The 22,066-nt window shown below is 57.5% G+C and carries 21 protein-coding genes; all 21 read left to right on the top strand.

Annotated features, from left to right (window positions below; translation table 11 throughout):
• Positions 1-706 precede the first annotated feature (706 nt).
• The 21 genes from VEB01_RS21090 (at position 707) to dnaE (ending at position 21,812) form a co-directional block, all read left to right on the top strand.
• Positions 707-1,402, top strand: a complete 696-nt coding sequence (locus tag VEB01_RS21090; RefSeq protein WP_324878967.1) for an energy transducer TonB — start codon at positions 707-709, stop codon at positions 1,400-1,402.
• A gap of 13 nt (positions 1,403-1,415) precedes the next feature.
• Positions 1,416-2,078: a MotA/TolQ/ExbB proton channel family protein gene (locus VEB01_RS21085; RefSeq protein WP_324878965.1), complete on the top strand. Its 663-nt coding sequence runs from the start codon at positions 1,416-1,418 to the stop codon at positions 2,076-2,078.
• A 2-nt stretch (positions 2,079-2,080) separates the two neighbouring features.
• Positions 2,081-2,488 carry an ExbD/TolR family protein gene (locus tag VEB01_RS21080; RefSeq protein WP_324878963.1) on the top strand — a complete coding sequence of 136 codons (408 nt, stop codon included), beginning with the start codon at positions 2,081-2,083 and terminating at the stop codon, positions 2,486-2,488.
• A 183-nt stretch (positions 2,489-2,671) separates the two neighbouring features.
• A complete protein-coding gene (locus VEB01_RS21075; RefSeq protein ID WP_324878961.1) occupies positions 2,672-3,682 on the top strand; it encodes a KpsF/GutQ family sugar-phosphate isomerase in 1,011 nt (336 codons plus the stop codon).
• Positions 3,682-4,218: a 3-deoxy-manno-octulosonate-8-phosphatase KdsC gene (kdsC, locus tag VEB01_RS21070; protein ID WP_324878960.1), complete on the top strand. Its 537-nt coding sequence runs from the start codon at positions 3,682-3,684 to the stop codon at positions 4,216-4,218. Before VEB01_RS21075 ends, kdsC begins: the two co-directional genes overlap by 1 nt.
• A complete protein-coding gene (gene lptC, locus VEB01_RS21065) occupies positions 4,219-4,794 on the top strand; it encodes an LPS export ABC transporter periplasmic protein LptC (RefSeq protein WP_324878958.1) in 576 nt (191 codons plus the stop codon).
• Entirely contained in the window at positions 4,781-5,398 is a 618-nt protein-coding gene (gene lptA / locus VEB01_RS21060) for a lipopolysaccharide transport periplasmic protein LptA (RefSeq protein WP_324878956.1), read from the top strand. The genes lptC and lptA overlap by 14 nt, the downstream gene beginning before the upstream one ends.
• 4 nt (positions 5,399-5,402) lie before the next feature.
• Positions 5,403-6,128, top strand: coding sequence for an LPS export ABC transporter ATP-binding protein (gene lptB, locus VEB01_RS21055; RefSeq protein WP_324878954.1), 726 nt, complete (start codon positions 5,403-5,405; stop codon positions 6,126-6,128).
• A gap of 85 nt (positions 6,129-6,213) precedes the next feature.
• On the top strand, positions 6,214-7,677 hold the full coding sequence (locus VEB01_RS21050; RefSeq protein ID WP_324878953.1) for an RNA polymerase factor sigma-54: 1,464 nt from the start codon (positions 6,214-6,216) through the stop codon (positions 7,675-7,677).
• A gap of 29 nt (positions 7,678-7,706) precedes the next feature.
• On the top strand, positions 7,707-7,994 hold the full coding sequence (hpf, locus tag VEB01_RS21045) for a ribosome hibernation-promoting factor, HPF/YfiA family (RefSeq protein ID WP_324878951.1): 288 nt from the start codon (positions 7,707-7,709) through the stop codon (positions 7,992-7,994).
• A gap of 83 nt (positions 7,995-8,077) precedes the next feature.
• Complete coding sequence (gene rapZ / locus VEB01_RS21040; protein ID WP_324878968.1) at positions 8,078-8,935, top strand: RNase adapter RapZ; 858 nt, start codon at positions 8,078-8,080, stop codon at positions 8,933-8,935.
• 93 nt (positions 8,936-9,028) lie between these two features.
• Positions 9,029-10,258 (top strand): ABC transporter substrate-binding protein, encoded by a 1,230-nt coding sequence (locus tag VEB01_RS21035; RefSeq protein ID WP_324878950.1) that lies wholly within the window; start codon positions 9,029-9,031, stop codon positions 10,256-10,258.
• A gap of 45 nt (positions 10,259-10,303) precedes the next feature.
• Positions 10,304-12,244, top strand: coding sequence for an aconitate hydratase (locus tag VEB01_RS21030; RefSeq protein WP_324878948.1), 1,941 nt, complete (start codon positions 10,304-10,306; stop codon positions 12,242-12,244).
• Positions 12,245-12,276: 32 nt separating this feature from the next.
• Positions 12,277-13,242: a PQQ-dependent catabolism-associated beta-propeller protein gene (locus tag VEB01_RS21025; protein ID WP_324878946.1), complete on the top strand. Its 966-nt coding sequence runs from the start codon at positions 12,277-12,279 to the stop codon at positions 13,240-13,242.
• On the top strand, positions 13,239-13,982 hold the full coding sequence (locus VEB01_RS21020) for an ABC transporter ATP-binding protein (RefSeq protein WP_324878944.1): 744 nt from the start codon (positions 13,239-13,241) through the stop codon (positions 13,980-13,982). Before VEB01_RS21025 ends, VEB01_RS21020 begins: the two co-directional genes overlap by 4 nt.
• Entirely contained in the window at positions 13,979-14,788 is an 810-nt protein-coding gene (locus VEB01_RS21015; RefSeq protein WP_324878942.1) for an ABC transporter permease, read from the top strand. The genes VEB01_RS21020 and VEB01_RS21015 overlap by 4 nt, the downstream gene beginning before the upstream one ends.
• A complete protein-coding gene (rfbB, locus tag VEB01_RS21010; RefSeq protein ID WP_324878940.1) occupies positions 14,785-15,855 on the top strand; it encodes a dTDP-glucose 4,6-dehydratase in 1,071 nt (356 codons plus the stop codon). Before VEB01_RS21015 ends, rfbB begins: the two co-directional genes overlap by 4 nt.
• 69 nt (positions 15,856-15,924) lie before the next feature.
• Entirely contained in the window at positions 15,925-16,818 is an 894-nt protein-coding gene (rfbA, locus tag VEB01_RS21005; protein ID WP_324878938.1) for a glucose-1-phosphate thymidylyltransferase RfbA, read from the top strand.
• Positions 16,815-17,372 carry a dTDP-4-dehydrorhamnose 3,5-epimerase gene (rfbC, locus tag VEB01_RS21000; RefSeq protein ID WP_324878936.1) on the top strand — a complete coding sequence of 186 codons (558 nt, stop codon included), beginning with the start codon at positions 16,815-16,817 and terminating at the stop codon, positions 17,370-17,372. Before rfbA ends, rfbC begins: the two co-directional genes overlap by 4 nt.
• Entirely contained in the window at positions 17,369-18,262 is an 894-nt protein-coding gene (rfbD, locus tag VEB01_RS20995) for a dTDP-4-dehydrorhamnose reductase (RefSeq protein WP_324878934.1), read from the top strand. Before rfbC ends, rfbD begins: the two co-directional genes overlap by 4 nt.
• 34 nt (positions 18,263-18,296) lie before the next feature.
• Positions 18,297-21,812 (top strand): DNA polymerase III subunit alpha, encoded by a 3,516-nt coding sequence (gene dnaE, locus VEB01_RS20990; RefSeq protein ID WP_324878932.1) that lies wholly within the window; start codon positions 18,297-18,299, stop codon positions 21,810-21,812.
• Positions 21,813-22,066: the final 254 nt, after the last annotated feature.

Below are 22,066 nucleotides of genomic sequence, written 5' to 3'. Positions count from 1 at the left end.
CCGATATATACATGTTTTTGAGCCGCCAAAATCGGAAAGAGGATACGCCATTCATTCTCCGTGACTGCTAATCGGTTCGCCATTTCGTAAATGGCGAGCGACATCGCCGGAGAGCTCCCGAAATGTCAACAGAACCTAAACCCGAGCCGCCTCTACTAGAAATATCCGTGCCATATCACCTCCCTCAATAATCACGCGCCCTGCAGAGCCACGGGCACGACGGATAGGCAAAAAGTGTGTCATATGACACATTTCGATAGGTTATATGACACCTTTTTACGCCACAGCATCGATTTCCCACCCCACCCAAACAAACATCCGGAAAGGTCATTTTTCATTGCATTTTCAATGACTCCCGAAATCCATCACCACAACACCACGCTCACGAATGCCGGCAGCCCTCTCTGAATCCGGGGTCTAAACCTGAATATTGAGTCATATCACGCAAACATACCTATCCATGACGTGTCCGCCTGGCTGCGGTAAGGCTACGAAATGGCACATACGGCCTGAATTTTGCCGAATAAAACCATCCGCCCTATTAGAAGCTGACGGATCTTCGCCGTGGATCGATCAATTACAACACTGATATTTAGGGGGTTGAGATTAGAAACTGGGTGTAAAATACTGCCCCAGTTAGAATTCCCGTTATTTAAGCTGCGCATCCCACGTCTTCTGAACCGAACCATCACCCGCACATCTGCATATGACCTCGATCTCCGCCGACACCAACCACGGATGTCGCTCGTGGCTGGAGCCCACTTTTTCCATTGTTGCCGCAGCCGCACTGCACGCTGCGATTTGGGTCGTCTGGCTCACCGCGGCCGTAGACCCCAAACCGGTGGAAGCCCCCCCGCAACTACTGGAAGTCTCACTCGTCGCCGCGCAACCTAAAGCTGATCCGGAGCCGCCACAGCCGCAGGTACAACAGCCGCCGCCCAAACCGGAAAAACCTGCGCCGAAAAAACCGGACAAACCTAAACTCAAACCTAAGCCGACGGTGCGCCCGACACCCGCCCCCGCGCCTGAGCCTCCTCAAGCCACAACGCCCACGCCCAGCGCGCCGGTTGAGGCATCGACCGCGCCGGTCCAGGCTAGACCAGCCGCGCCGGCACCTTTCGTCGAGGCCACTTACAAGGCTCCCGGGCTGAACAATCCGCCAACGCGCTATCCGCGTATTGCTCTAGAAAGACGTTGGGAAGGCACGGTCACTCTGCGCGTTCAAGTGCTGTCGAACGGCTCGGCGGGAGAAATAAAAATCGAACGCAGCAGCGGTCACGGGATTCTGGACGAAGCGACCGTGGAACAGGTCAGGAACTGGCGCTTTATCCCCGCGCGCAAAGGCGGCCAGGGCGTGATTAGCTGGGTTATCGTCCCCATCGAGTACAAACTAAAACATTGAAAAAGGTTATCGCATGATTCACATATCTTCCGCCGACATCGTTCAGATCACCTTATGGGTGCTGATCGGGTTTTCCGTCATTACCTGGGGCATCATCTTTTTCAAGAGCTGGACGATCTGGAGCATCGGCCTGCGCAATCGTGGCTACGACAAGGCTTTCTGGGCGGCTCCGGACCTCGCCGCGGCTTCTAGTCTCGAACATTCGGCCAGCGCCTTGGGCCGCATTGCAGGCGCAGGTTTTGGCGTCCTCAAGGATGTACGCAGCAATGCCTCGCGCATGCTAGAGTGGAGCGGTGACATCGAGTCGATTCTGGAGCGGTCCCTGCGCCAGCAGATCAGCAGAGAGCGCAAGGATCTGGAGCAAGGCCTGTCCATGCTCGCCAGCATCGGCAGTACCTCGCCCTTCGTGGGACTGTTCGGCACGGTATGGGGCATCATGCATGCCCTGCAGGATATCGGCCAGGCCAAGTCAGCCAGCCTGGATGTGGTCGCCGGCCCCATCGGCGAAGCGCTAGTCGCCACGGCCATCGGCATAGCGGCCGCCATTCCGGCGGTACTGGCGTATAACTTCTTCGTAAGGCGCATCAAGCTGTGCGAGGCGGACCTCGAATACTTCGCCACCGATTTTCTCAACCTCGCTGTGAAATCAGGTCTTAAAGCCAACGGGGGTGAATGACCATGGGATTTAAAACCGATTCCTCTTCCGATCGGGAAGCCATGAGCGAAATCAACGTGACGCCGCTGGTCGACGTCATGCTGGTCTTGCTGGTTGTGTTCATCGTCACCGCTCCGCTGCTAACCCAAGCGGTGAAAGTCGACCTGCCGAAGACCGAGAAAACCGACCCCTCCCCCGACAAGCACCTGGCCACCATCGCCATCGATGCCCAGGGCCAGATTACTCTGAACGATCAACCGCAACCGCTGGAAGCGTTGGAACAATTGCTGCGCGACCTGCTGCAAGCCGATCCGGAGCTGATCGTGCAATTCCAGGCCGACACCGCCGTTGCCTACGGCCGGGTCGCGGAAACCATGGCCGTCACTCACAAGGCGGGAATCACCAAACTGGCATTCATTACGCGGGAATAGCCGGCTTCAGCCGCAACGATGAATCTATGGTTTGCGCGATCGCTCCTTTTGCACAGGGCAGACACCAAGCGCTTTACTTTCAGCCAATACAAAGCGCAGAACCGAAGCCGGAAAATCCGCGCATCCGGCAACCTGTGGGCTATATTCATGGCATAATCGCCCAATTCTGAGCAGTTCACACGCATGACGTCGAGCTTACAGCGCGCCAAATTCACGACGACCTACGATGAGCAGAGCCTACGTCGGGCCGGACTCAAAGTCGTACAAACCGAAGCCGAGGCGGTAGCTGCCCTGGCCGGACGCATCGACAGGCATTTTGCGGCAGCCTGCGAACTCATGCTGGTCTGCAAGGGTCGCATTGTCGTGACCGGAATGGGGAAATCCGGCCACATCGGCGGCAAGATCGCCGCTACCTTGGCGAGTACCGGCACCCCTGCGTTTTTTGTGCATCCCGGCGAAGCGAGTCATGGCGACCTCGGCATGATCACCGCGCACGACGTCGTTCTAGCCTTGTCGAATTCGGGCGAAACCCACGAGATATTGACCATATTGCATTTGATCAAGCGACTCGACGTCCCCTTGATCGGAATAACGGGCAATTCCGGATCTACGCTGGCCAGGCAGTCGCAGGTGCATATCGACACCGCCGTGAAAGAAGAGGCCTGCCCGCTCGGTCTTGCGCCCACATCGAGCACGACCGCGATGCTGGCAATGGGAGACGCTTTGGCCGTAGCGCTACTGGAAGCGCGGGGATTCACGCGGGAGGATTTCGCATTCGCCCATCCGGGCGGAAGTCTCGGAAGACGATTGTTGATCCGAGTGCGAGATGTCATGCACGCCGGCCCGGAAGTTCCAGCGGTGCAGGAAATGGCCTTGGTGCGCGATGCCGTCCTGGAAATGACGGCCAAGAAGCTCGGTATGACGGCTGTCGTCGATAACGATCGTCGAGTGCTCGGCATTTTCACCGACGGCGATCTCCGGCGATTGTTCGAAAAAGCCGGCGACATTCACACCACTCCGATTAAAGAGGTCATGACGCGACATTGCACCAAAGTCTCCGCCGAACTCCTAGCCGCTGAAGCGGTGCGCATCATGGAGGAAAAGCGGATCAGCGCTCTCTTGGTTGCGGACGAGGACAACCGGCTAATGGGAGCGCTTAACATGCACGATTTATTGAGAGCCGGAGTGGTTTGATGCCCGAGCATGCCGCACAAGACGTGTTGGCTCGTGCAGCCGACATTCGCCTGGTCATTTTCGATGTGGACGGCGTTTTGACCGACGGCAGGCTTTTCTTCGATCAGCAAGGCGTGGAATACAAGAGCTTTCACGCCCGCGACGGCCACGGCATCAAGTTGCTCCAGGGAACGGGCGTGGAAACGGCGGTAATATCCGGCCGGCATTCTCAATCGGTGGCGTTGCGTATGGATAGCCTCGGCATTCGGCATGTCTATCAGGGGTACCAAAACAAACTGGACGCATTCGACCATCTTCGCCAGAAGTTGGCACTGGCTCCCGATGAGATAGCCCACGTCGGCGACGACCTGCTGGATCTGCCGATCATGCGGCGGGTCGGACTGGCGGTAGCGGTGGCGGACGCCCACTTCAGTATTCGGCGGCATGCTCACTGGGTTACGGCCAGCCCCGGCGGAGCGGGTGCCGCTCGGGAGGTCTGCGATCTCGTCATGAAGGCTCAGGGCACCTTGGAAGGCGTGATCGAGAGCCATTTCTAAATGAGCATTCTTGCTCTTAGATCACTGGTAACCTACCTGACGCTAGCCACCCTGGCATTATTGACCTGGTGGTTGGCCGGTATCTTTACGCCCGACGAAGAGTCCCAAGGACCGGGAACGCACGGCAAGATCGATTATTATTCGAAAAACATCAGTCGGACGCTGATGGACGAAAACGGCAAGCCTAAACAATTGCTGTTTGCGGTAAACCTTACCCATTATGTGGACGAAGATCGTACCGAATTGGCACAGCCGGTGTTGACACTCTACGGAACGGACGGACCACCATGGGTCATTCACTCCGATACGGCCGTTATGCCGGCCGAAGGCGATACCCTCTTTCTAAACGGAAACGTCCTTATTCTGCGCGAGCGAGACGCAAACAATCGGACGCTGAAAATCGTCACGCAGAACGCCAGAGTCCAACCGGATAGCAACTACGCCGAAACCAGCGAGTCCATTCAAGTATTGAGCCCGCCGGACGAACTGACCGGCAAGGGCGCACAAGTTCATTTCGGCGATGACCTAAAAGTCACGATACTCTCAGATGTACGACGAAAGCATGAAATACCCTAAGAGCCTCTGCGACAACTCGAAATATTCGAGCGGCAGGCCCGAATGCGAGACCTACACTTGTTTTTCGATGCGTTTTCAGCAAGCGCCGCACGGCAGGATTAACGGCTTTATTTTAAGTCTGCTGACTTTCTTATGGTTTTTCTTGGCCGCCGGAAACGCGTTCGCATTGGACAGCGACTCGAAGCAGCCGATTTATATCGAGGCCAATACGGCTACTTACGATGAAAAGAAGGGCGAAACCGTCTACACCGGGGACGTGAAAGCCACACAAGGGAGCCTAGAGGTTCAGGGCGACCAAATGACCGTTTATCAAAAAGGCGGTCAGACCGAAAAAGTCGTCGTTACCGGAAAGCCCACCCGACTGAAACAAACTCCCGAAGGCGGTAAGGAAGACATTCACGGGACCTCGCAACGGGCCGATTATTTCCCGGAAACCGGAATATTGATTCTCTACGACAAGGCGCTGGTTTGGCAGGGGCAGAATTCCACCGCCAGCGATATCATCGAATACGACACCAAAAACGCTTTATTCAAGGCCGGCAGCCCTTCCACCGGCAGCAAACGCGTTCATGTAAAAATGCAGCCGAAAGAGAAATCCGAGTAAACCGATGGCTATCCTGGCTGCGACCGATCTTCTTAAACGCTACAACAAGCGCAATGTCGTCAACGGTGTCTCGCTGAAAATCGGCAGCGGAGAAATCGTGGGTTTGCTGGGTCCAAACGGTGCGGGAAAAACCACCAGTTTTTATATGATCGTGGGTGTTATACGCCCGGATAGCGGTACAATCTATTTGGACGACCACGACATCACGAATTTGCCCATGCATGCCAGGGCGCAGCTCGGAGTAGGCTACCTGCCGCAGGAACCTTCCATCTTCCGCAAGCTGACCGTAGCCGATAATTTGAGGGCGGTTTTAGAGTTGCGTAAGGGATTGACCAATGGACAGCGAGAACTGGTGATCGAGGAGCTTTTAGAGGAATTCAACATAGGTCATCTGCGCGATCAGCCCGCCCTAGGTCTTTCGGGCGGCGAGCGCAGAAGAGTCGAAATCGCAAGGGCATTAGCCTGCGAGCCGCAGTTCATGCTTTTGGACGAACCGTTCGCCGGGGTCGATCCAATCTCAATCATCGACATCCAAAAGATTATCGAGCACCTGAGAAACCGCGGTATCGGCATCCTGATTACCGAGCATAACGTGCGCGAGACTCTCGGAATATGCAACCGCGCCTATATCCTTAGCGGAGGCATCGTAATTGCCGAAGGTGCGGCGCAAGACATCGTGCAAAACAAGGAAGTACGCCAAGTTTATCTAGGCGAACATTTTTCCCTTTAGACGGTCCCTTTTATGGTTGATAGCTGTGCACTAGAATGACTTTAACCCTCCTGCCGCCAATGTGTATTTCTGGATGTAAAGCTTCATGAAGCAAACTCTGCAACTCCGGTTGGGTCAGCAGTTGACCATGACCCCCCAACTGCAACAGGCCATCAAGCTGCTGCAGTTGTCGAGCCTGGATTTACAGCAGGAAATACAACAGGCGCTGGACTCGAACATGATGCTCGAAGTGGCGGAGGATGAGGGCAGCCACGGGGAATTCCAGGAGTCGATAGAGACACCGACACCAGCCAGCGAGCCGGAATTTAAGGAATTGGCGAATCTTGACGCCCAGACCGACATTCCCCAGGAATTACCGGTCGATTCGTCATGGGACGAGGTATACGACAGCTTTCAGAGCTACTCGGCCCCATCGTCCGATTCGGACAACGACGATTTCATTTTCCAGCGGGCTCCCGTTCAAACCTTGCAGGATCACCTGCACTGGCAGATGGAACTAACGCCGTTCAGCGAACAGGACTACGCTATTGCCACGGCGATTATCGATGCGGTCGATGACGATGGTTATCTGACGGTCAGCGTGGAAGACATTCATCAAGGTTTGGCCACTCAAGTTAATGGCTTGGAAATTGAGGAAGTGAAGGCCGTTTTACACCGGGTTCAGAACTTCGATCCGCCCGGGGTGGCCGCGACTGACCTCGCCAATTGCTTGGCGATCCAATTGAATCAGCTACCCGACGACACCCCCTGGAGAAAGGAGGCGCTCGCCTTGGCGACCCGGTATCTGGAACTCCTGGCCAAGAAAGACCTCATCAAACTCAAACGCTCCTTGGACTTATCCGATGAGGATCTGAATCACGTGGTGGCGTTGATCCGCACCTTGGAACCCAAACCCGGCCGCAAGATTTCCTCGACGGAATCTCAATACGTGATTCCCGATGCTTTTGTCGTCAAGCAGGGAGACGACTGGATCGTCGCCCTTAATCCTGAAATTTCGCCCAAGCTGCGCGTCAATCCGTTTTATTCGGGTATGATCAAGCGTGCCGACAATAGCGCCGATAACGTAACCATGAAGAACCATCTACAAGAGGCGCGCTGGTTCATCAAGAGCCTGCAAAGTCGGAACGAGACTCTGCTGAAAGTGGCGCGGTGCATAGTCGAGCGTCAGAAAGACTTTTTGGAGTACGGCGAGACGGCGATGAAGCCGCTCGTTTTGAGAGACATCGCCGAGGAAGTGGGCATGCACGAATCCACCATTTCCCGGGTTACGACGCAAAAGTATATACACACGCCGAACGGCGTCTTCGAATTCAAGTATTTCTTCTCCAGCCATGTATCGACAAACGCCGGCGGAGAATGCTCAGCAACAGCAATCAAAGCGTATTTGAAGGAAATTGTCGAAGGCGAAGATTCACTGAAGCCTTTGAGCGACCACACGATCGCAGCCATGCTGAAAGGACGGGGCATCAATGTGGCGCGCCGCACCATCGCCAAATATCGGGAAGCCATGGCTATTCCGCCCTCTAACGAAAGAAAACGCGTTTTTTAATAACAACCACCAAAAATAGGGAGACCATCATGCAAATCAGCATCACCGGCCACCACGTGGAGGTAACCGAAGCCTTGAGAAATTACGTCATGGAAAAAATGCAGCGAATCGGGCGCCATTTCGACAAGATCGTAAACGTGCACGTCGTGCTTGAAGTCGAAAAGCTGATTCAAAAAGCGGAAGCGACGGTGCAGGTAAACGGCGCCAACTTATTTGCTCAGGACGAAAGCGAGGATTTATACGCCGCCATAGACGGCCTGGCCGACAAGCTCGATCGGCAAGTCCTCAAACACAAGGAAAAAGTGCAAGAGCACTGATTGCCTACCGCGCTAAACCATCGCTTTTCCGGTTTATACGCACGTAAACAAAACGGCGCTACCAGAAAAGCATGAATGCCGTCATGAAACTCGTCATCGTCAGCGGTTTATCCGGTTCGGGCAAGAGTATTGCGCTGGAAACTCTAGAAGATTCCGGTTATTACTGCATCGATAACCTACCGGTCTCGCTCTTCGAACCTTTCATCCGGCAAGCCGTGATCGGCAATCCGGGGGTTTTTCGGAAAACCGCCATCAGCATCGACGCTCGAAATCAGAGCGCCAGCTTGGATCAGTTTCCCCTGACTTTGCAGCTGGCCGACCGGTTTGGGATAGAGTGTCAGATTCTCTTCCTGCAGGCGGAGACGGACACTCTACTCAAGCGTTTCAGCGAGACCCGCCGCAAACATCCGTTAACGGACGCGGATCACCCGCTTAGCGAAGCTATCGAATTGGAGCGCAAGCTTCTGGAACCCGTAGCGAGCCGCGCCCATCTTCTTATTGACACGACCTATACCAACATACACCAGTTGCGTGAACTGATAAGGGGGCGCGTCGGGGCAAAACAGGACCATCTGATGTCCCTGTATTTCCTGTCCTTCGGCTACAAAAACGGCATTCCGCTCGATGCGGACTTCGTTTTCGACACACGCTGCCTGCCCAATCCGCATTGGGAACCCAGCCTTCGCAGCAAGACCGGCAAGGATTCGGAAGTCATCGACTTTCTCACGGACATTGCCGAGGTCCAAAGCTATCTGGACGATGTCACCAGCTTTTTGCAACGCTGGGTGCCTCAGTTCGCGGCCGAAAACCGCAGTTACCTGACCGCCGCTATTGGATGCACCGGCGGACAGCATCGTTCGGTGTATCTGGTGGAAGCGTTGGCGGAACGATTCCGTTCGAGTCTTTACGATATTCTCGTCCGGCATAGGGATTTAAATTAGCCACAACGTCGGACAGCACACATACCGGCCACGGCACTTTCCTCGGCGGCAGTCGGTTTCGTTATAATTCCCGCGGTCGAAGGGTGCGGAATCATGCCTTTAATTTCAAAAAAACTATCGCTTATTTTTTTCAGTCTCCTGCTGATTGCCTTTCCGCCAGCCTATGGAGCCAAGAAAATGCCGCCGGCGCCGAAACCCCAACCCAAGGCGGCTTCGGAAACGAAGCTCGATAAACTGCCCATCGCTTATCTCGCGCAAGACGTTCAGAACCCGCCGATCCTGCCTTTTTTCGAACAGGTGGTAACCGATAAGGGGGTACAAGGCGCCCGTCTTGGCATCCAGGACAACAACACGACCGGCCGCTTCACTCGCCAGAATTTCAGCTTGCGTGAAGTTGTCGTGCCGCCGGAGGGCGATGTTGCCGCGGCGTTCAAAAGCCTGCTGGCAGATGGCCACAGGCACATCCTCCTTAACCTGGAGGCCGCCAAGATCAGCGAGTTGGCGGCCTTGCCCGAGTCGCAAAACGCCTTGCTGTACGATATCGCCAGCCGAGACGACGGGCTCCGCGGCGAAGTCTGCCGACCCAATATGCTCCACCTCTTGCCCAGCCGGACCATGCGCGCCGATGCCTTGGCGCAGTACCTGGCGAAAAAACGCTGGAACAAGTGGTTTCTGGCGGTTGGCCCAGGGGACGGAGACAAGTTTTACGCTGAAGCGATAAACCGCGCCGCCAAGCGTTTCGGGGCCAAAATCGTCGCGGAAAAAGCTTGGCAACACAGCTTCGACGAGCGCCGCACGCCGGAATCCGAGGTGCCCGTTTTCACTCAAGGCACCGAATACGACATTCTTATCGTCGCCGACGAATCAGGCCTGTTCGGCGATTACCTCCCTTATCGCACTTGGCTGCCGCGCCCCGTCGCCGGCACTCAGGGGCTGGTTGCAACCGTTTGGCACCGTACTCACGAAGCCTGGGGCGCACTTCAATTGCAAAACCGCTTTCGCGAGCAAACCGGCCGCTGGATGACCGAGGAAGATTACGGTGCCTGGCTGGCAGTCCGGGCCATCGGCGAGTCGGCAACGCGCGCCAAAGCGATAGATTTCGAAAAAGTGAGGGCCTTTATGCTCGGCGAGGAGTTCGCCTTGGCCGGATTCAAAGGCGTGCCTCTGTCGTTCCGCCGCTGGGACGGACAATTGCGGCAACCGGTGCTGATCGCTTCCGACAGGTCGCTCGTCGCCGTCGCTCCGGTGGAGGGTTTTATCCATCCCAAGAACGAGCTGGATACCCTGGGTTATGATGAACCCGAGTCGAAGTGCCACTTCTAAGATGAGGTCAAAGACCTGATTTCTTTAGAAACGGAGATAACGGCCATGGGCAAGAATGTCACTCGAAAACTGATCGAAACGCATCTCGTTGAAGGAAACCCGCAAGCCGGCGAAGAGATCGGCTTGAGAATCGACCAGACGCTCACCCAAGACGCTACCGGCACCTTAGTCATGCTGGAGCTCGAAGCCATGGGGATACCGCGAGTCCGGACCGAGCTCTCTGCGCAGTACGTCGACCATAATCTGCTGCAGGTCGATTACAGGAATGCCGACGACCATCTTTTCCTGGGCAGCACCTGCCGGAAATTCGGGGTTTGGTACAGCCGGCCGGGCAATGGCGTGAGCCATCCGGTCCACATGGAGCGTTTCGGCATTCCGGGAAAGGTCTTGCTGGGCTCCGACAGCCATACCTGCGCCGCCGGTTCCCTAGGCATGCTGGCGATCGGCGCCGGCGGACTCGAGGTGGCCCTGGCCATGGCAGGAGAGCCTTTTCACTTGCGCATGCCCAAAGTTTGGGGCGTCAAGTTAGTGGGCGAACTTCCGGACTGGGTCAGCGCCAAGGACATCATTTTGGAAATGCTGCGCCGGCACGATGTGGACGGCGGACTGGGAAAGATCGTGGAATACTACGGCCCCGGATTGAAGAATCTAACGGCCATGGACCGGCACGTCATCGCCAACATGGGCGCGGAGCTCGGCGCGACCACCACCGTGTTTCCCTCCGATGAAGCCGTCAGGGCATTTTTGAAAAGCCAGGGCCGGGAAGACGCCTGGACAGAAATCCTCGCCGACATGGATGCACAATACGACGAGTACGAGGAGATCGATCTTTCGACGCTGGAACCGCTCGTCGCGCTTCCCAGCAGCCCCGGCAACGTCGTTCCGGTGCGGGAAGTCGCCGGCCGGGAGATTTACCAGGCCTATGTCGGCTCTTCCGCCAATCCCGGCCTCCGGGATTTCGCCATCGCCGCGTATATTGTCGACGGCAAGCAAGTGCGCGATCGGGTGTCGTTCGATGTGACCCCTACCTCGCGGCAAATCCTGGAGAACATGATCGAACTGGGCATCCTGGCGAAATTAGTGCACGCGGGTGCCCGCCTGCACCAAGCCGGCTGCGGCGGATGCATCGGCATGGGACAGGCGCCGGCCAGTGGGCGCATCAGCCTCCGTACCGTGCCGCGAAACTTCCCCGGCCGCTCGGGCACGCGCGAAGACCAGGTGTATCTTTGCAGCCCCGAAACCGCCGCCGCCTCGGCCCTGACCGGCGTGATCACCGATCCCCGCACCCTCGACATCCCCTATCCCCGATTCCAGGAACCGGGGACCTTGCACGTCGATAGCGAAATGCTGGTTCCGCCCGCTCCGGAAGGCGAGCCGGTAGCGCTGGAAAAAGGTCCAAATATCAAACCCCTGCCCGAACTGGACCCGTTATCCGATGAAATCCGGGGACCGGTGCTGTTGAAAGTCGGCGACAACATCTCCACCGACGAGATCCTTCCGGCCGGCACGAAAGTGCTGCCCTACCGCAGCAACATTCCGGAAATCGCCAAGTTTACCTTCGGCCAAGTGGATCTGACCTATTACGACAGAGCCCTGCGGCATCAGGATACGGGCTCGCTGGTCGTCGGCGGTGAGAATTACGGCCAAGGGTCGAGCCGCGAGCATGCCGCCCTGGCGCCGCGTTATCTCGGCGTGAAAGCGGTCATCGCCAAGAGCTTCGCGCGGATTCATCTGCAAAACTTGAGCAACTTCGGAATCCTGCCATTGACTTTTGTCGACCCGGCCGACTGGGAGCGTATCGACAAGGACGATGTCCTCGCCATATCCGACGTCAGAAAGGCCATTAGTACCGGAAAACGGGTGAGAGTGACCAATGTGACCAAGAATGAAACTTACGAAACCGAGCACCCGATGACCCCGCGGCAAGTTGAAATGGTCCTTGCGGGTAGTTTGATCAATATCATCCGAAAACAGCGAGCCGCGTAAAAAAATCCATGCCTTCCGAGAGAACTCGATCGATGAAAAAACTGCTGATGTCGGCCCTTTTGCTGGGTGGGATAGCCTCAAGTTCCGCTTTCGGCGAAACGATCTTCGTCACCCTGGAAAAAGACAATGCCCTGGCCGTGGTCGATGCCGCGCAAGGGAAACTGGTAAAGACCATCAAGATCGGCAAGCGGCCGCGCGGCATCGTGCTGAGCAAGGATCAACGGCAGCTTTACGTCGCAGCCAGCGACGACGACACCATTCAGGTCATCGATACGGAAAGCTTGAAAGTCGTCGGAAAACTGCCTTCGGGGGAAGATCCCGAAACCTTCGCGATGGATCCCGAAGGCCGCTTCCTGTACGTCTCCAACGAAGACGACAACCAGGTGACCGTGATCGACATCGCCGCAAAAAAGGCCGTCAAAACCGTTCCGGTCGGGGTGGAGCCGGAAGGCATCGCAGTCAGCCCCGACGGGAAATGGGTCGTCAGCACCAGCGAGACCACCAACATGGCCCACTGGATCGACCGCCGAAATCTGGACATCGCGGACAACACCCTGGTCGATCCACGCCCCCGCGCATGCGCATTCACCGACGACAGCCGGCAGCTCTGGATAACCTCGGAAATCGCCGGCACCCTGACCGTTTTCGACGTCGGCACCAAACAGCCGGTCAAAAAGATCGGCTTCAAAATTCCCGGCGTCACTCAGGAGAAAATCCAGCCGGTCGGCATTCGCATCGATAAGGATCGACGTTACGGCTACGTGGCCCTGGGGCCGGCGAACCGGGTCGCCGTCATCGACGCGCAAAAGCTGGAAGTCGTCGATTACCTCTTGGTCGGCCAAAGAGTTTGGAATCTCGAGTTTTCGCCGGATCAGACCCGGCTCTATACGACCAACGGCGTGAGTAACGACATTTCGATCATCGATCTCAAAGAACACAAAGTGCTGAAGTCGGTCGCCGTGGGCCATTACCCTTGGGGACTCGCCGTTAAACCATGACTTTTAATTCCACGCCTGCCCTGACCGTGGCGGGGCTTTCGTATGCCTATGGCAAAAAGAAAGCTCTCGACCGCGTGAGTTTTAGTGTCGCTCCCGGTGAATGCACCATCTTGCTGGGTCCGAACGGCGCCGGCAAAACCACCCTTTTTTCCCTGATCACCCGGCTGTACGACAGTCGCGAAGGCCGAGTCCTCATCGCGGGACACGATGTCAGGAAGGAATCCAGTCGTGCTTTGGCGCAGTTGGGCGTCGTCTTCCAGCAAACGACCTTGGATCTCGATCTGACCGTGCTGCAAAACCTTCATTATCACGCCTCGCTGCACGGCTTGAGCCGCCGCCGGGCCGACTTGCGCATCCGCGAAGAACTGGAGCGGCAAGGCATGTACGAACGGCGAAAAGAAAAAGTCCGCCAGCTCAACGGCGGCCACCGGCGAAGAGTCGAAATCGCGCGGGCTTTGTTGCACAACCCCCGCTTGCTGCTGCTGGACGAACCCACAGTCGGCTTGGACGTTCCGAGCCGCAAGGCTATCGTCGATTACGTGCATCGACTGTGTTCGGATAGCGGCATTGCCGTGCTCTGGGCCACCCATCTCATCGACGAGATCTATGAAAACGATCACCTGATCGTGTTACACAAGGGAACCGTTCGGGCTGGGGGCTCGATACCGGACGTGCTGACAGCCACCGGCGCCGAAACCGTGGGCGACGCTTTCCACACGCTGACGCGGGAGGCCGCATGAGGTTCATGCACTACCTCCGGGCCTTGCGCGGCATCATGGCGCGGGAACTGCTCCGCTTCGTGCACCAGCGCGAACGCTTCGTCTCGGCCCTGGTGCGCCCCCTGGTCTGGCTGTTCATCTTCGCCGCCGGTTTCCGCTCCACCCTGGGCGTCGCCATTATTCCGCCTTATGAAACTTATATTTTGTACGAGGTTTACATCACTCCGGGACTGCTCGGGATGATTCTGCTGTTCAACGGCATGCAAAGCTCCCTATCCATGGTTTACGACCGGGAGATGGGCAGCATGAAAACCCTCTTGGTCTGCCCCCTGCCCCGCTGGTATTTGCTGGCCGGCAAGCTCCTGGCCGGTGTTCTGGTCGCAGTCTTGCAGGCTTACACGTTTCTCCTGATCGCCTGGTTCTACGACATCCAAGCGCCCTTGGAAGGTTATCTGACCGTATTGCCGGCGCTAATCCTGTCGGGCTTGATGTTGGGCGCGCTCGGTCTGCTGCTGTCGTCCTTCATCAAGCAACTGGAAAATTTCGCCGGGGTCATGAACTTCGTGATTTTTCCGATGTTCTTTCTGTCCACCGCACTCTATCCGCTGTGGAAGATTCAGGAATCGAGCGAACTGCTCTACACCCTCGCCCAATACAACCCGTTCTCCCAAGCCGTGGAACTCATCCGTTTCGCTCTCTACGGGCAGTTCAATCTTTACGCCTGTATTTACACGTCGGGGGCGCTGATTGGTTTCCTGATCGTTGCCATCATCGGCTACAATCCCTCGCGAGGAATGATGCAACGCAAGGGTGGACCTTCCGCATGACAGAATCGAAAACATTATTGGTAACCGGAGGCGCCGGCTTCATCGGGGGAAATTTCGTGCTCCGGCAAATGGGCCGAGGCAACGTTCAAGTTGTCAACTTGGATGCCCTGACTTACGCCGGCAACTTGGATACGCTAGAAAGCATCGAAGACAACCCCGCCCACGTCTTTGTCCTAGGTTCCATCGGTGACCGCAGTCTGGTGGATTATCTCCTGGAACGCTATCAGCCGGATGCCATCGTCAATTTCGCCGCGGAAAGCCATGTGGATCGGTCGATCGACTCGCCGGAAGCCTTTATTCAGACCAATATCCTCGGCACCTTCCAATTGCTGGAAGCTGCGCGCCGTTACTGGCGGTCGCTTTCCCCCACGGCGCATGAAGCGTTTCGCTTCCTGCATGTTTCCACCGACGAGGTCTACGGAACACTGGGGCCCGCCGGGCTATTCACCGAGGAGAACGCGTACCGCCCGAACTCTCCTTATTCCGCGTCCAAGGCCTCGTCCGACCATTTGGTCAGAGCCTATTTCCATACTTACGGAATGCCGGTTCTAACCACCAATTGCTCCAACAATTACGGGCCTTATCAATTTCCGGAAAAGCTGATTCCGCTGATGATCCACAATGCCATGAACGGCAAGCCCCTGCCCGTCTACGGGACCGGCACCAACGTGCGCGACTGGCTCTATGTCGAGGACCACTGCCGGGCCGTCGAGCGAGTTCTGGAGGAGGGCAAGCCGGGTGAGGTCTACAATATCGGCGGCAACAACGAAAAGACCAACCTGGAGGTCGTCGAGACGATCTGCAGTCTGCTCGATGAATTATTACCGAATTCCGGACACCGCCCGCACCGCGAACTGATCACTTTCGTCGCGGACCGCCCCGGTCATGACCTTCGCTATGCCATCGATGCCAGCAAGATACGTCGGGAGCTGGGCTGGGAACCGGCCGAGACCTTCGAAACCGGGCTCCGCAAAACCGTAAAGTGGTACCTGGAAAACCAGAACTGGTGTCAGCGCGTAACGGATGGCAGCTACCGGGGGGAACGCTTGGGAGTCGAAACTCCCTGAGCAAAACGTCGACGCCGGTCGCAAGAGCTCTGCCGATCGGGCTAACAGGAACAACACAGGGGGATACCGTTGAAGTCCAATAATCTGAAGGGGATCATTTTGGCCGGAGGTTCCGGCACCCGCCTGCATCCGCTCACCTATGTCGTCAGCAAGCAGCTGCTGCCGGTCTACGACAAGCCGATGATCTATTATCCGCTGTCCGTGCTCATGTTGGCGGGCATCCGGGAAATACTGATCATCACCACTCCCCAAGACGCGGCTTTATTCCAGAGCTTGCTGGGCGATGGCGAGCAATGGGGCATGTCGATCGGTTATGCGGTGCAAGAGAAACCCGAAGGACTGGCCCAAGCCTTTATCATCGGACGGGATTTCATCGGCGAGGATCGCTCCTGTCTGATCCTGGGCGACAACATTTTCTACGGCCATGGCCTGCATACCTATTTGGAAAAGGCGGCCGGCTGCGAAACCGGCGCGACGGTCTTCGGTTATTGGGTCAAGGACCCCGAACGTTACGGCGTGGCGGAGTTCGACGAGGACGGCCGTGTGGTCAATCTGGCGGAAAAACCCAAACGCGCCAAGTCCAATTACGCCATCACCGGGCTTTATTTTTACGACAACCAAGTGGTCGACATGGCGGCCGACCTGAAACCCTCGGCCCGCGGAGAACTCGAGATCACCGACATCAACAACCTGTATTTGGAGCAAGGTCAGCTTCAAGTTGAAAAGCTCGGCCGCGGCGTCGCCTGGCTGGACACCGGAACTCACGACTCGCTGATGCAGGCATCGAATTTCATTCAAACCATAGAAGAACGTCAGGGCCTGAAAATCTGTTGCCCGGAGGAAATCGCCTGGAGCCAGGGCTGGATCAGCGCCGGAGATCTGGAAAAGCACGCCATCAAGCTCAACAAGAGCGGCTATGGAGAGTACCTGATCAGACTCCTACATCTGGGCCGCCCCGCATGAACATCGAGTCCACCCCGCTGCCGGGTGTGTTGTTGATCAAACCCGACGTCTTCGGCGACACCCGCGGGTTCTTTCTGGAAACCTGGAATCGGCGGCGCTATCGGGAAGCCGGTCTGGACCGGGAATTTGTCCAGGACAACGTATCGCTGTCCCGCAAAGGCATTCTGCGCGGCCTGCACTTCCAGAATCCCGGGCCGCAGGGCAAGCTTGTGCAGGCCTTGCAAGGCGAAGTATTCGATGTGGCGGTGGACATCCGCGTCGGCTCCCCCACCTTCGGCCGGTGGTTCGGGGCGCTCCTGTCCGAAGAAAATCATCATCAGCTTTATGTTCCGGAGGGCTTTGCCCACGGGTTCTGCGTGGTGAGCGAGACAGCGCTTTTTTCGTACAAATGCACCGATTTTTATAATCCGAGCGCCGAATACAGCCTCCGATGGGATGATCCGGATTTGGGCATAGCCTGGCCGATCGATAATCCCGTTTTGTCGACGAAGGATGAGTCCGCCCGGTTTTTGAAGGATTTTCCCCGCGATACGCTCCCCGTCTGGCAAGCATGAAGATTCTCCTGATCGGGCGTGACGGACAAGTGGCGTGGGAGCTACGCCGCAGTTTAGCCTGCCTGGGGAAGGTCATAGCTCTGGACCGCCGGTCGGCGCCGGTTCTCGACCTGACCGATCCCGATTCCATCCGCACGGCAATCCGGCAAGTCCAGCCGCAGCTGATCGTCAATGCGGCCGCTTACACGGCCGTAGACAAGGCGGAACAGGAGAGCGATCTGGCATGGCGAATCAATGCCGTGGCGCCGGGAATCATGGCTGAGGAAGCACTGACTGTCGGCGCCGGGTTGATCCATTATTCCACCGACTACGTCTTCCCTGGCGATGGTGAAACGCCTTATCGCGAAAGTCATCCCACAGGTCCGCAAAATGCCTACGGCCGAAGCAAGCTGGCCGGCGAGCAGGCCATCCAGCAAACCGGCGTGCATCACTTTATCCTCCGGACTGCCTGGGTCTACGGACGGCGCGGCCAAAACTTTTTGCTCACGATGTTGAGGCTGATGCGGGAACGCGAACTTCTCCGAATCGTGGACGATCAGCGAGGCGCGCCGACCTGGAGCCGTCTCATCGCCGAAGCCACCGCCTTGATGGTCGCCCGATCCGGCGAGAACGGGCGTTTCGAACCGGGCGACCGTCAGGGGATTTACCATCTGACCTGCGGCGGCCAAACCAGTTGGTATGGCTTCGCCTGCAGAATCCGCGACTATTCCCACGAAAACGGATTGTTGCCGGAATCCGCCGCCAGGCTGGAACCGATCCCGAGCTCCGATTACCCCACTCCGGCTAGCCGCCCTGCGTTCTCGGTTCTATCCAACGAAAAACTGTTTCAACATTTCGGCCTACAGCTTCCGGCATGGGACCAGGCTCTGGAACTCTGTTTGTCCGATTGAAACCGGCGTGCGGCCAACGATCTAGCTTCGGATCATGAATCCTAATTTCATTCATCTCCGCGTTCATACCGAATATTCCCTGGTCGATGGTCTGGTGGACGTGAAAGCTCTGGTCAAGCGCACCGCGGCGCTGGGCATGCCGGCGGTGGCCGTGACCGATCAATCCAACCTGTTCGCCCTAGTTAAATTCTACAAAGCCGCCTTGTCGGAAGGCGTGAAACCCATCGCCGGAGCGGACGTACGTCTCTACAATGAAGCGGACCCGGCCTCTCCCCATGCTTTGACGCTATACGTGCAGAATGTCGCCGGCTACCGCACCCTTACGGAGTTGATCTCACGAAGCTACCGGGAGAATCAGCATCAGGGCGTACCGTTGTTGATGCCGGAGTGGCTGGAAGAAAGAAACGATGGGCTGCTGGCGCTGTCCGGCGGCCGCCAGGGCGACATCGGACAGGCTTTGCTGATGGGCAACGGAAGCGAGGCGAAACGCCTCCTCGAACATTGGCTCGGAATTTTCGATCAGCGCTTTTACCTGGAGCTGCAACGCACCGGACGTCCGAACGAGGAAGAATATATCGAGGCCGCCGTGAGCCTGGCGATCGAATTCGATGCGCCGGTGGTCGCCACCAATGACGTACGTTTCATTAGCCCGTCGGAATTCGAGGCTCACGAAGCCCGGGTCTGCATCCATCAGGGCCGGGTTTTGGACGATCCGCGCCGCCCGCGGGACTACACCGAACAGCAATACCTCCGCAGCCCCGAGGAAATGGCGCAATTATTCGCCGATCTCCCCGAGGCCTTGGAGAACTCGGTCGAAATCGCCAAACGCTGTAACCTTGAACTCACCCTGGGCAAGAACTTTCTGCCGAACTTTCCCGTGCCCGAGGGCATGAGTCCGGCCGAATTTTTCGCCGAGGAGTCGCGCAAAGGCTTGCAGGAACGTCTGGCCGTCCGCCCCCCCACCGGGCATGGCTCCCTGGAAGAACGGTGCAAGCGCTACGAAGATCGGCTGGAACTGGAAATTTCGGTTATCAACCAGATGGACTTTCCCGGCTACTTCCTGATCGTCGCCGATTTCATCCAGTGGGCCAAGAACAACGGGATTCCGGTAGGGCCGGGACGCGGCTCCGGCGCGGGCTCCTTGGTGGCCTACGCCCTCAAGATTACCGACCTCGATCCCATCGAATTCGAGCTGCTGTTCGAGCGTTTTCTTAACCCCGAGCGCGTGTCCATGCCCGACTTCGACGTGGATTTCTGCATGGAGCGCCGCGACGAGGTGATCGACTACGTGGCCCGCAAATACGGGCGCGACCGGGTGTCCCAGATCATCACCTATGGCAGCATGGCGGCCAAGGCCGTGGTGCGGGACGTGGGCCGGGTGCTGGGCCATTCCTACGGCTTCGTGGACAAGATCGCCAAGTTGATTCCGTTCGAGCTGGGCATCACCCTGGACAAGGCCCTTACGGACAGCGAAGACCTCAAGAAGCTGTACGAAGGCGACGAGGAAGTCCGCACGCTCATCGATCTCGCCAAGTCCCTCGAAGGCATTACGCGAAATGCCGGCAAACACGCGGGCGGCGTCGTTATCGCGCCGTCCCAGCTGATCGATTTTTCCCCGCTTTACTGCGAGGCCGGCGGCGAGAATTTGGTGACCCAGTTCGACAAGGACGACGTGGAAGCGGTCGGCCTCGTCAAGTTCGACTTCCTCGGGCTCCGCACCCTCACCATCATCGATTGGGCGCTGGACACCATCAACAAGCAGAGGACGGAAAAAGGCGAACCGCCCGTGGACATCGCCCGAATTCCGCTGAACGATCCCGACACTTACAAACTGCTGAAAAGCTGCGCGACCACTGCCGTCTTCCAGCTCGAATCGCGCGGCATGAAGGACTTGATCCGGCGCCTGCAGCCGGACTGCTTCGAGGACATCATCGCGCTGGTGGCGCTGTTCCGTCCGGGTCCGCTGCAATCGGGCATGGTGGACGACTACATCAACGTCAAGCACGGCAAGCAAAAGGCGGAATACCCGCACCCGGTGCTGGAGCCCATTCTCCGGCCCACCAACGGCGTCATCGTCTACCAGGAACAGGTGATGCAAATCGCCCGCGACATGGCCGGTTACACCCTAGGCGGCGCCGATCTGCTGCGCCGCGCCATGGGCAAGAAAAAGCCCGAGGAGATGGCCGAACAACGGGAAATTTTCGTCACCGGCTCGGTCGGGCTCGGGATCGACGAGAATATCGCTGGCTATATCTTCGACCTCATGGAGAAGTTCGCCGGCTACGGGTTCAACAAGTCGCACTCGGCGGCTTATGCGCTGGTGTCCTACCAGACCGCCTGGCTCAAGGCCCATTTTCCGGCCGCGTTCATGGCGGCGGTGCTGTCCTCGGACATGGACAACACCGACAAGGTCGTCGTCCTGATCGAAGAATGCCGGGAGATGAAGCTGGTTGTCCAGCCGCCGGACATCAATCGCTCCGAATACCGATTCACGGTGCTCAATGACAGCACGATCCTCTATGGGCTTGGCGCCATCAAAGGCGTCGGCGAAACGGCGATCCGGGATATTCTCGAGGAACGAAGCCGGGGCGGCCGCTTCGAGGACCTGTATGACTTCTGCCGCAGAGTCGATCTGCGCAAGGTCAACCGCCGTGTGATCGAAGCTTTGGTCCGTTCCGGCACCCTGGATTCCATCGATCCGAATCGCGCACGCCATATGGTGGAATTATCGGACGCGCTCAAAGCCGCCGAGCAACACGGCGCCATGGCCGAAACCGGGCAGGACGATCTGTTCGGGCTCGCGGCTCCGGCGGCGGCCGAGGCAACACCGCGTGCGGCGGCAGTCATCGAACCGTGGCCGGAAGACGAACGGCTGGCCCACGAGAAGACAACGCTCGGTCTTTATCTCACCGGCCATCCCATCGGGCGTTACGAGGCCGAAATCCAGCACTTTGTCACCAGCCGTCTGGGAAAGCTGTCGCTCGACAACGAGCGAGGCCCCACGGGGCCCGGCCGCCGGGAGGTGCGTGCGGTAGTCGCGGGATTGGTAGTGGAGCTCCGCGCCCGGCAAAACAAGAACGGCAGGCGCATGGCCTTCGTGACTCTGGACGATCGGACGGGAAGGCTGGAAGTGGCGGTATTTTCGGAGGTTTTGGAGAAATACCGGGACCATCTGGTAAAAGACACCTTACTGGTAATAGAAGGTAATCTGAGTTTCGACGACTATGCCGGCCAACTCCGTCTGACAGCGGAAAAGCTGCTCACCATGGCACAGGCGCGCGCCCATTTCGCCAAGCACCTATTCATTCAGTGGCCTCCGCCGGACTCGAACACCGAGCAACCGGGCGCCCACCAATGGGTCAACGAACTGTTAGACCTGCTCGCGCCGTTTCGAGGCGGCGCCTGCCCTATTTATATCGAATACCGGGGAAAAACCGCACAAACAACAGTCCAGTTGGGCGAAACATGGCGCGTACATCCCGGTGACGAACTTCTTGCCCGTCTGCAAAAGCGTGTCGGAACCGACAAGGTAAGGCTGCATTACCACTGAGGTCGCAGGATCGGAGCACCCGTAGGTTCCCAAGATCGCTCGCCGAACGGCAGGAGTTTGATTTCCCAACCGAGCCAAATCCGACTTTGGCAGGACCATTCGTCCCGGGCCGATAATTCCATTTCGCGATCATAAGGGTAACAATATGGCCTGTTCTTTCAGATGTGAACGGCCATGGCGAGACCCGCGAGTGGACGGGCCGTGTTGGCGCAGGCCAAAGCGGTTCTGGAGACGGCCCGGAATGTTGATGAGTT

Source organism: Methylocaldum sp. (assembly GCF_035627495.1).
Classification (GTDB): Bacteria; Pseudomonadota; Gammaproteobacteria; order Methylococcales; family Methylococcaceae; genus Methylocaldum.
This window is presented reverse-complemented; position numbering and strand designations above follow the sequence as displayed.